Raw genomic sequence first — 7648 nt, 5'->3', positions numbered from 1 at the left:
GTGCGGGCGTCGATCGCGCCCACTTTCACCGTCACGGTGCCGGGCAGGCCGGCCGTCTGCGTCCGCAGGAATTGCTCGACGACGGTGCGCAGCGCGTTGACGTTTTGGCGGCCGGCAGCGGGCGCCGTCTGCGCGTGCGCCAGCGCGGCGGAGCCGATGAGCAGGGCGGTAATGAGCGTGCGTTTCATGAATAAGTGAGCGATACGGTTTTTTGCGACGGTGCCATCTTAGGTCCCGCACGCCGCCATCGAATCGCCGAATAGCCGGGTTTTGGGTCGCTTTATTGCCCGATTGGAAGAGTCCGCCGGTCCGTATGATCCATCCTGTCCACCACCCCATGCCTGGAGTAATCATGATCGGCAAACTCGACGAGTACCTGCGTTTCAATGAAACCGCGCTGAGCCTGCGCTCGCAGCGCCAGGAATTGCTCGCGTCGAACATCGCCAACGCGGACACGCCGAACTTCAAGGCGCGCGACATCGATTTCTCCAGCGCGCTGCAGGGTGCGCTGGCCCGCGCGACGAACACGGGGCCGCTGAACACGACGGCTGCCGCCCATTATCCGAACGGCCAGGCGGCCGCCGACGGCAAGACGCTGGGCGACGGCGCCACGCCCGTGCTGTACCGCACGGTGACCCAGGGCGCGGTCGACGGCAACACGGTCGACATGGACACCGAACGCACCCAGTTCGCCGACAACGCGCTGCGCTACGAAGCCGGCATCACGATGCTCAACCAGCAGATCCGCAACATGCTCGCAGCCATCCAGGGAGGCCAGTAATCATGTCCTTATTTAATGTCTTCAACGTGGCCGGCTCCGCGATGAGCGCCCAGGCCCAGCGCCTGAACACGACGGCCAGCAACCTCGCCAACGCCGACAGCGCGACGAGCGCCACGGGCGAAGCCTACCGCGCCAAGCAGGTCGTGTTCGAGGCCGTCCCGATGGACAGCGGCACGGGCGTCAAGGTGCGCGAAGTCGTCGAGGATGCGTCGCCCCTGAAGCAGGTGTACGACCCCAAGAATCCCCTCGCCGATGACAAGGGCTATGTGTCGATGCCCAACGTGAACGTGGTCGACGAGATGGTCAACATGCTGTCGGCGTCGCGCTCGTACCAGACGAACGTCGAGACCATGAACGCGGCCAAGACCATGCTGCTCAAGACACTGACCCTCGGCCAGTAATCCGATCCACTCTTTCTGACACGCTCCCATGGCGACCGTAACCGATACCACCAGCACCCCCATCACCGACCTGATGTCGACGATGAACTCGAAGAAGCCGACCAGCACGGACGGCGTCTCCGCGGACACGGACAAGTTCATGACCCTGCTGGTGACCCAGCTGCAGAACCAGGATCCGCTGAACCCGATGGACAACGCCCAGATGACGAGCCAGCTCGCGCAGCTGCAGACCGTGACGGGCGTGAACAAGCTGAATACGACCCTGGAATCGCTGCAGTCCAGCTACAAGAGCTCGGAAGCGATGCAGGCGACGGGGCTGATCGGCCACGGCGTGCTCGTCGAAGGCAGCGGCGTCACGCTGTCGAGCGGCAAGGCGATCCTGGGTGCCGAACTGGCCACCGATGCCGACAATGTCAAGATCGTCATCAGCGATGCCAAGGGCAACGAAGTGGACACGATCGACATGGGCGCGCAGAAGGCCGGTGTCATGCCGCTCGCGTGGGACGGCGTGCCCGATCCGAAAAAGCTGGACAGCAACGGCAAGCCCGTCACGCTGGCCGACGGCAATTACACGTTCAAGGTCGTGGCGACGCGCGCCGGCGCCAACCTGACCGACGCGAAAGGCCTGTCGTTCGACAGCGTCGCCAGCGTCACCACCAACAGCGCCGATGGCGTCAAGCTGAACCTGTCCGGCAAGGGCGCGCTCACGCTGGCCGACATCAAGCAAGTCCTCTAAGCGCGGTCGGTACCGCGAAACGAACGAATAACAGGAGCACAACATGTCCTTCCAACAAGGCCTGAGCGGCTTGAACGGCGCAGCGAAATCGCTGGACGTCATCGGCAACAACATCGCCAACTCGAGCACCGTCGGTTTCAAGGGCTCGAACACGCAATTCGCGGACGTCTACGCCCGCTCGCTGAACGGCGCGGGCGCGACCCAGGCCGGTATCGGCGTGAGCGTGGCGGCCATCGCCCAGCAGTTCACCCAGGGTAATATCGAGACGACGGCCAACCCGCTCGACATCGCCATCAACGGCGCCGGTTTCTTCCGCACCGAGATTTCGGGCACCGTCCAGTACACCCGCAACGGCCAGTTCTCGCTGGACAAGAACGGCTACATCGTCACGCCGCAGGGCGCCAACGTGACGGGCTATGGCGTCAGCCCGAATGGCCAGATCCTGGCCAGCACGCCGAAACCGCTGCAGATCAGCACGGCCGACATGAAGCCGGTCGCGACCACCAAGGTCGATACGTCGATCAATCTGGACTCGCGCGAAGCCGCGCCGACCCTCCCGTTCAATGCCAACGACGCCACCACGTACAACAAACAGGTGCCCGTGAGCGTGTACGACACCTTGGGCAACGAGCACACGTTGTCGCTGTTCTATGTAAAGAGGCCGCCGGCCAATCCGGGCTCAGGGCCGTCGGGCATCTGGGACGTGTACGCTGGCGCCGACGGCACCGAGATGGCCAACGTCGAGGCGGCGAAGGCGTCCTCGAGCGACCCGGCCGCACAAGCCGCGCGAGATACGTGGCTTGCCGCGACGAAAGCGGCGCCGCCGGACCCGGCCGCCATCGCACAAGCGCTGTCCGGCTATGCTGCCGCGGCCTCCGCCGCCGTCAGCGCCGCTGCCAGCGCGGCTGGTGCTACGCCGGCCACCGTCACTGCGATCCAGACGGCCGCCACTGACGCGGGTGGCACGGCCGGCTATACCCCGGACCAGGTCGACAAGGACATTGCCGCCGCCGTGTCGGTGACGCCGGTCGCAATCGGCACGCTGAAGTTCGATTCGAACGGCGCGCTGTCGGCCGCGCTGATGTCGCCGCAGACGCTGCCGCTGGCCGTGGACTTCCCCATCTACCCGGCGACGGGCGCCAAGGAAACCCTGTCGATCAAGGTCGGCTTCAACGGCAGCACCCAATACGGCTCCGACACCAGCGAAAAACTGACCACGCAGGACGGCTACAAGCCGGGCCACCTGCAGCGCTTCTCGGCCGCGGCCGACGGCACCTTGCTGGGCCAGTACAGCAACGGCCAGACCAAGGCGCTGGGCCAGGTCGTCCTCGCCAACTTCACGAACGCGGGCGGGCTGGAGCCGATCGGCAACAACTCGTGGGCCGAAACGTCGGCCTCCGGCACGCCGCTGCTGGGCACGGCGGGCACGGGCGGCTTCGGCGTGCTGCAGTCGTCGGCGACGGAAAGCTCGAACGTCGACCTGACGGCCGAACTGGTCAACATGATCACGGCCCAACGCGTCTACCAGGCCAATGCCCAGACGATCAAGACGCAGGACTCGGTGCTGCAGACGCTGGTGAACCTGCGCTAACGCGTGATTCGTCATTCCCGCGCACGCGGGAATCCATACTGAGCTTCCGAATTCTGTTGCTCAGCATGGGTTCCCGCTTTCGCGGGAACGACGTGGCAATTTGGAGAATTCATGGACCGCCTGATCTACACCGCCGCCTCCGGCGCCAAGCACATCCTGGAACAGCAGGCCACGACGTCGAACAACCTGGCCAACCTGTCCACGACGGGCTTCCGCGCCCAGCTGGATACGTTCCGCGCCGTGCCCGTCGTCAGCGAAGGCTTGCCTACGCGCGCATTTGTCGTCGACAACACGGTCGGCGCGGATTTCACGGCGGGCCCGCTGCAGGTGACGGGTCGCGATCTCGACGTGGCCATCAAGGGCCAGGGCTGGATCGCCGTGCAGATGCAGGACGGCACCGAAGCCTATACGCGCAACGGTTCGCTGCAGATCAGCCCCAACGGCATCCTGCAGACCGCGAACGGCCAGACGGTGATGGGCGAGGGTGGTCCGATCGCGATTCCGCCGAATACGACGGTCTCCGTCGGCAAGGACGGTTCGATCGCGTCGCTGACGACGGACACCGTGCCGGCCACGTCCACCATCGTCGGCCGCCTGAAACTCGTCAATCCGGACCAGAAACAGCTCGTGCGCGGCGACGATGGCTTGTTCCGCCAGCAGGACGGCACCCCGGCGCAGGCCGACCCGGCCGTGACGGTGACGAGCGGCGCGCTGGAAGGCAGTAACGTCTCCGCCGTCGACTCGATGGTGAACATGATCTCTTTGGCACGTTCTCTCGAGACACAGATGAGCCTGTTGAAGAACGCGGAGAATAACGCGGCGAAAGCGACGCAGATCCTCGCTTTGACTTGATTTCTTCTGGGACATAATTTCATGGTGGGTGACGGGTTTGCCGTCGCCGTGTAGGGGCCCCTGAAAACCGTCGCGAGCGGCAGCAGCGTTGGTTGAGAAGCGCAGCTGTACGAAAGTACAGCGAGCATCGCAGACCGACGATGCAACGCGGAGCAGGTTTGCAGGCGCCCATAGGAGAACACCATGATCCGTTCGCTTTACATCGCGAAAACTGGCCTGGAAGCGCAGCAGACCAACCTCGACGTCGTCACCAACAACCTCGCCAACGTCAGCACGAACGGCTTCAAGAAGTCGCGTGCCGTGTTCGAGGATTTGTTGTATCAAAACGTGCGCCAGCCCGGCGCGCAATCCTCGCAACAGACGCAGCTGCCGTCCGGCCTGCAGATCGGTACCGGTGTGCGCGCCGTCGCCACCGAGCGCCTGCACACGCAGGGCAACCCCCAGCAGACCGGCAACTCGAAGGACGTGATGATCAACGGCTCGGGCTTCTTCCAGGTCCTGATGCCGGACGGTACCACGGCCTACACCCGCGACGGCTCGTTCCAGACCGATAACAACGGCCAACTCGTCACCTCCAGCGGCTACGTGTTGCAGCCGCCCATCACCGTGCCCAGCAACGCGCTGACGATGACCGTCGGCCGCGACGGCACCGTGTCCGTCACGACGCCGGGCACCGTGGCGCCCACGCAGATCGGCTCGATCCAGGTGGCGAACTTCGTCAACCCGGCCGGCCTGGAATCGCTGGGCGAGAACCTGTATGCCGAGACCGGCTCGTCCGGCACCGCGCAGGCCAGCACCCCGGGCACGAACGGCGCCGGCGTGCTGATGCAGGGCTATGTCGAAACGTCCAACGTGAACGTCGTCGAAGAGATGGTCAACATGATCCAGACGCAGCGCGCGTACGAGATCAACAGCAAGGCGATCACCACGTCCGACCAGATGCTGGCAAAGATTTCCCAGTTATGAAAACGGTGAGTAAAAATTGGATCCCCGCCTTCGCGGGGACGACGACCGCCGCCGTGGCGACGCTCGCCATGGCGCTCGTCGGCTGCGCAGCCACCCCGACGTCGATCGTCAAGGGCCCGACGTCGGTGCGCCCGATGCTGGCCGATGGCGGCACGCCGACCGAAGGCGCGATCTACAATTCCAACACGTTCCGCCCGATGTTCGAAGACCGCCGCGCGCGCCACATCGGCGACGTGCTCACGGTCAGCATCGTCGAGAAGACGGCCGCCAACAAGAGCGGCGCCAGCACCGGCAACAAGTCGGGCAGCGCCGAGCTCAACGTGCCCGGTCCGCTGCAGGGCCGCCTGGGCGGCAATCTCGCCACGAGCAGCGGCATCAAGTATGCCGACGGCGACACCCAGACCGCGTCGAACGCCTTTACGGGCACGATCGGCGTGACGGTGTCCGAAGTCCTGCCGAACGGTAACCTGATCGTCGTGGGCGAGAAGCAGATCGCCATGAACAAGGGCGTCGAATTCATCCGCTTCTCGGGCATGGTGAATCCGGATTCGATCCAGGCCGGCAATATCGTGCAGTCGACGCTGGTCGCCGACGCCCGTGTCGAATACCGCACCAACAGCCAGATCGACCGCGCCGAGATGACCTCGATGATGTCGCGCTTCTTCCAATCGCTGCTGCCATTTTAACTATTCGTAACGATTCGGGGTCAGAGCCCGGTTTACACGGGTGGGCTCTGACCCCGACTGACTAAATATGAACTTCAAAATCATCGCCCTCTGCGCCGCACTGCTTGGTCCGCTGACCGCGACGACCGCCCACGCCGAGCGCCTCAAGGATCTCGCCAGCATCGGCGGCGTGCGCCAGAACCAGTTGTCCGGCTACGGCCTCGTCGTCGGTCTCGACGGCACCGGCGACCAGACGACGCAGACTCCGTTCACCGTGCAGTCGATCACGGCGATGCTGCAGCAGAAGGGCATCAGCCTGCCGCCCGGCGCGCAGCTGCAGCTGAAGAACGTGGCGGCCGTGATGGTGACGGCCTCGCTGCCGGCATTCGCGCAGCCGGGCCAGACGATCGACGTGACCGTCTCGTCGATGGGTAACGCGAAGAGCCTGCGCGGCGGCACGCTCCTCATGACGCCGCTGCAGGGCGCGGACGGCCAGGTGTACGGCATGGCCCAGGGCAATGTGCTCGTCGGCGGCGCGGGTGCGTCGGGCGGCGGTGCGCAGGTGCAGGTCAATCAACTGGCCGTCGGCCGCATCTCGGGCGGTGCCACGGTCGAGCGCGCCGTCGCGTCGAACCTCGGTGCCGACAACCAGGTCAAGCTGGAACTGAACACGACGGACTTCGCCACCGCCAGCCGCGTCGTGGAAGCCGTCAACGACAAGTTCGGTCCGGGCATCGCCACGGCACTGGACGGCCGCGTGATCCGCGTGCGCGTGCCGTCGTCGAGCGACCAGCGCGTCACCTTTCTCGGCATCCTGGAAGGCATGGACGTCAAGCCGGCCGAAGCGGCCGCGAAGGTCATCCTCAATGCACGCACGGGCTCCGTCGTCATGAACCGCTCCGTCACGCTGGACCCGTGCGCGATTTCGCACGGTAACCTGTCCGTCAGCATCGGCGCCGACACGCAGGTGAGCCAGCCGAACCCCGGTTCGCTGGGCCGCACCGTCGTCACGCAGACGCCGCAGGTGTCCGTCAAGAAGGACGCCGGCAAGGTCATCATGCTGAACGGCGGCGTGTCGCTGGCCGAAGTCGTCAAGGCGATGAACGCCATCGGCGCCACGCCGCAAGACCTGCTCGCGATCCTGCAGGCCCTGAAGGCGGCCGGTTCGCTGCGCGCCGAACTCGAAATCATCTGACCAGCGAGGCCACCATGCTCGGTTCCACTTCCGACCTGTCCAGTAAATTTGCGCTCGACGCCAACAGCCTCGGCGACCTCAAGCAGTCGGCGAAAGCCGGCTCGCCGGAAGCGCTGAAGGGGGCCGCCACGCAGTTCGAATCCATGTTCGTCAACATGATGATGAAGAGCATGCGCGACGCGACACCGCAGGACGGCATGACGGACAGCCAGGAAACGAAGACGTTCACGGGCATGCTGGACCAGCAGATGAGCCAGAAAATGGCCAAGCGCGGCATCGGCCTGGCCGAGGTGCTCGTGCGCCAGCTGACCGTGCAGCAGAAGGGCCAGCAGCTGATGCAGGACATGAACAAGCAGGCGCTGGGCATCGGCGGCGATCGGCAGGCGGGTGCCACCGGCGGCGCCGCCGCGCTGCGCATGCAGGCCGATCCGGACACGATGCCGCGCTTGGCCATTTTCTGG

9 protein-coding genes and 1 pseudogene are annotated in these 7648 nt (G+C 65.1%); 9 read left to right on the top strand and 1 reads right to left on the bottom strand.

What is annotated here, in order from left to right; genetic code table 11:
• Positions 1 to 188 (bottom strand): annotated as a pseudogene (locus tag ACEN88_RS20050) (flagellar basal body P-ring formation protein FlgA); the annotation flags it as partial.
• A gap of 164 nt (positions 189 to 352) precedes the next feature.
• On the opposite strand from ACEN88_RS20050, the gene flgB reads away from it, so the two are divergent.
• From flgB to ACEN88_RS20005, 9 genes are all read left to right on the top strand, one after another.
• Entirely contained in the window at positions 353 to 781 is a 429-nt protein-coding gene (gene flgB / locus ACEN88_RS20045; RefSeq protein ID WP_371770181.1) for a flagellar basal body rod protein FlgB, read from the top strand.
• A 2-nt stretch (positions 782 to 783) separates the two neighbouring features.
• Positions 784 to 1182: a flagellar basal body rod protein FlgC gene (gene flgC, locus ACEN88_RS20040; protein ID WP_036233823.1), complete on the top strand. Its 399-nt coding sequence runs from the start codon at positions 784 to 786 to the stop codon at positions 1180 to 1182.
• A 28-nt stretch (positions 1183 to 1210) separates the two neighbouring features.
• Positions 1211 to 1918: a flagellar hook assembly protein FlgD gene (locus tag ACEN88_RS20035; RefSeq protein ID WP_413342354.1), complete on the top strand. Its 708-nt coding sequence runs from the start codon at positions 1211 to 1213 to the stop codon at positions 1916 to 1918.
• A gap of 43 nt (positions 1919 to 1961) precedes the next feature.
• Complete coding sequence (locus tag ACEN88_RS20030) at positions 1962 to 3509, top strand: flagellar hook protein FlgE (protein WP_413342353.1); 1548 nt, start codon at positions 1962 to 1964, stop codon at positions 3507 to 3509.
• Positions 3510 to 3620: 111 nt separating this feature from the next.
• Positions 3621 to 4361 (top strand): flagellar basal-body rod protein FlgF, encoded by a 741-nt coding sequence (gene flgF / locus ACEN88_RS20025; RefSeq protein WP_413342351.1) that lies wholly within the window; start codon positions 3621 to 3623, stop codon positions 4359 to 4361.
• 183 nt (positions 4362 to 4544) lie between these two features.
• Positions 4545 to 5327 carry a flagellar basal-body rod protein FlgG gene (gene flgG / locus ACEN88_RS20020; protein ID WP_413342349.1) on the top strand — a complete coding sequence of 261 codons (783 nt, stop codon included), beginning with the start codon at positions 4545 to 4547 and terminating at the stop codon, positions 5325 to 5327.
• A complete protein-coding gene (locus ACEN88_RS20015; protein ID WP_413342347.1) occupies positions 5324 to 6013 on the top strand; it encodes a flagellar basal body L-ring protein FlgH in 690 nt (229 codons plus the stop codon). Before flgG ends, ACEN88_RS20015 begins: the two co-directional genes overlap by 4 nt.
• 67 nt (positions 6014 to 6080) lie before the next feature.
• Entirely contained in the window at positions 6081 to 7187 is a 1107-nt protein-coding gene (locus ACEN88_RS20010; protein WP_413342346.1) for a flagellar basal body P-ring protein FlgI, read from the top strand.
• Between the two features lie 14 nt (positions 7188 to 7201).
• The coding region (locus tag ACEN88_RS20005; protein ID WP_413342344.1) for a rod-binding protein at positions 7202 to 7648 on the top strand (447 nt) is incomplete at its 3' end.

The sequence above is a fragment of the Massilia sp. CT11-108 genome (genome assembly GCF_047302915.1).
GTDB lineage: Bacteria > Pseudomonadota > Gammaproteobacteria > Burkholderiales > Burkholderiaceae_D > Telluria > Telluria orientalis.
The sequence above is the reverse complement of the archived record's forward strand: the minus strand, read 5'-3'. Positions and strand labels throughout refer to the sequence as shown.

What these genes read in the sequence shown, in the direction of transcription:
- flgB (WP_371770181.1), top strand. Translation starts at nt 353, where the DNA reads ATGATCGGCAAACTCGACGAGTACCTGCGTTTCAATGAAACCGCGCTG.
- flgC (WP_036233823.1), top strand. Translation starts at nt 784, where the DNA reads ATGTCCTTATTTAATGTCTTCAACGTGGCCGGCTCCGCGATGAGCGCC.
- ACEN88_RS20035 (WP_413342354.1), top strand. Translation starts at nt 1,211, where the DNA reads ATGGCGACCGTAACCGATACCACCAGCACCCCCATCACCGACCTGATG.
- ACEN88_RS20030 (WP_413342353.1), top strand. Translation starts at nt 1,962, where the DNA reads ATGTCCTTCCAACAAGGCCTGAGCGGCTTGAACGGCGCAGCGAAATCG.
- flgF (WP_413342351.1), top strand. Translation starts at nt 3,621, where the DNA reads ATGGACCGCCTGATCTACACCGCCGCCTCCGGCGCCAAGCACATCCTG.
- flgG (WP_413342349.1), top strand. Translation starts at nt 4,545, where the DNA reads ATGATCCGTTCGCTTTACATCGCGAAAACTGGCCTGGAAGCGCAGCAG.
- ACEN88_RS20015 (WP_413342347.1), top strand. Translation starts at nt 5,324, where the DNA reads ATGAAAACGGTGAGTAAAAATTGGATCCCCGCCTTCGCGGGGACGACG.
- ACEN88_RS20010 (WP_413342346.1), top strand. Translation starts at nt 6,081, where the DNA reads ATGAACTTCAAAATCATCGCCCTCTGCGCCGCACTGCTTGGTCCGCTG.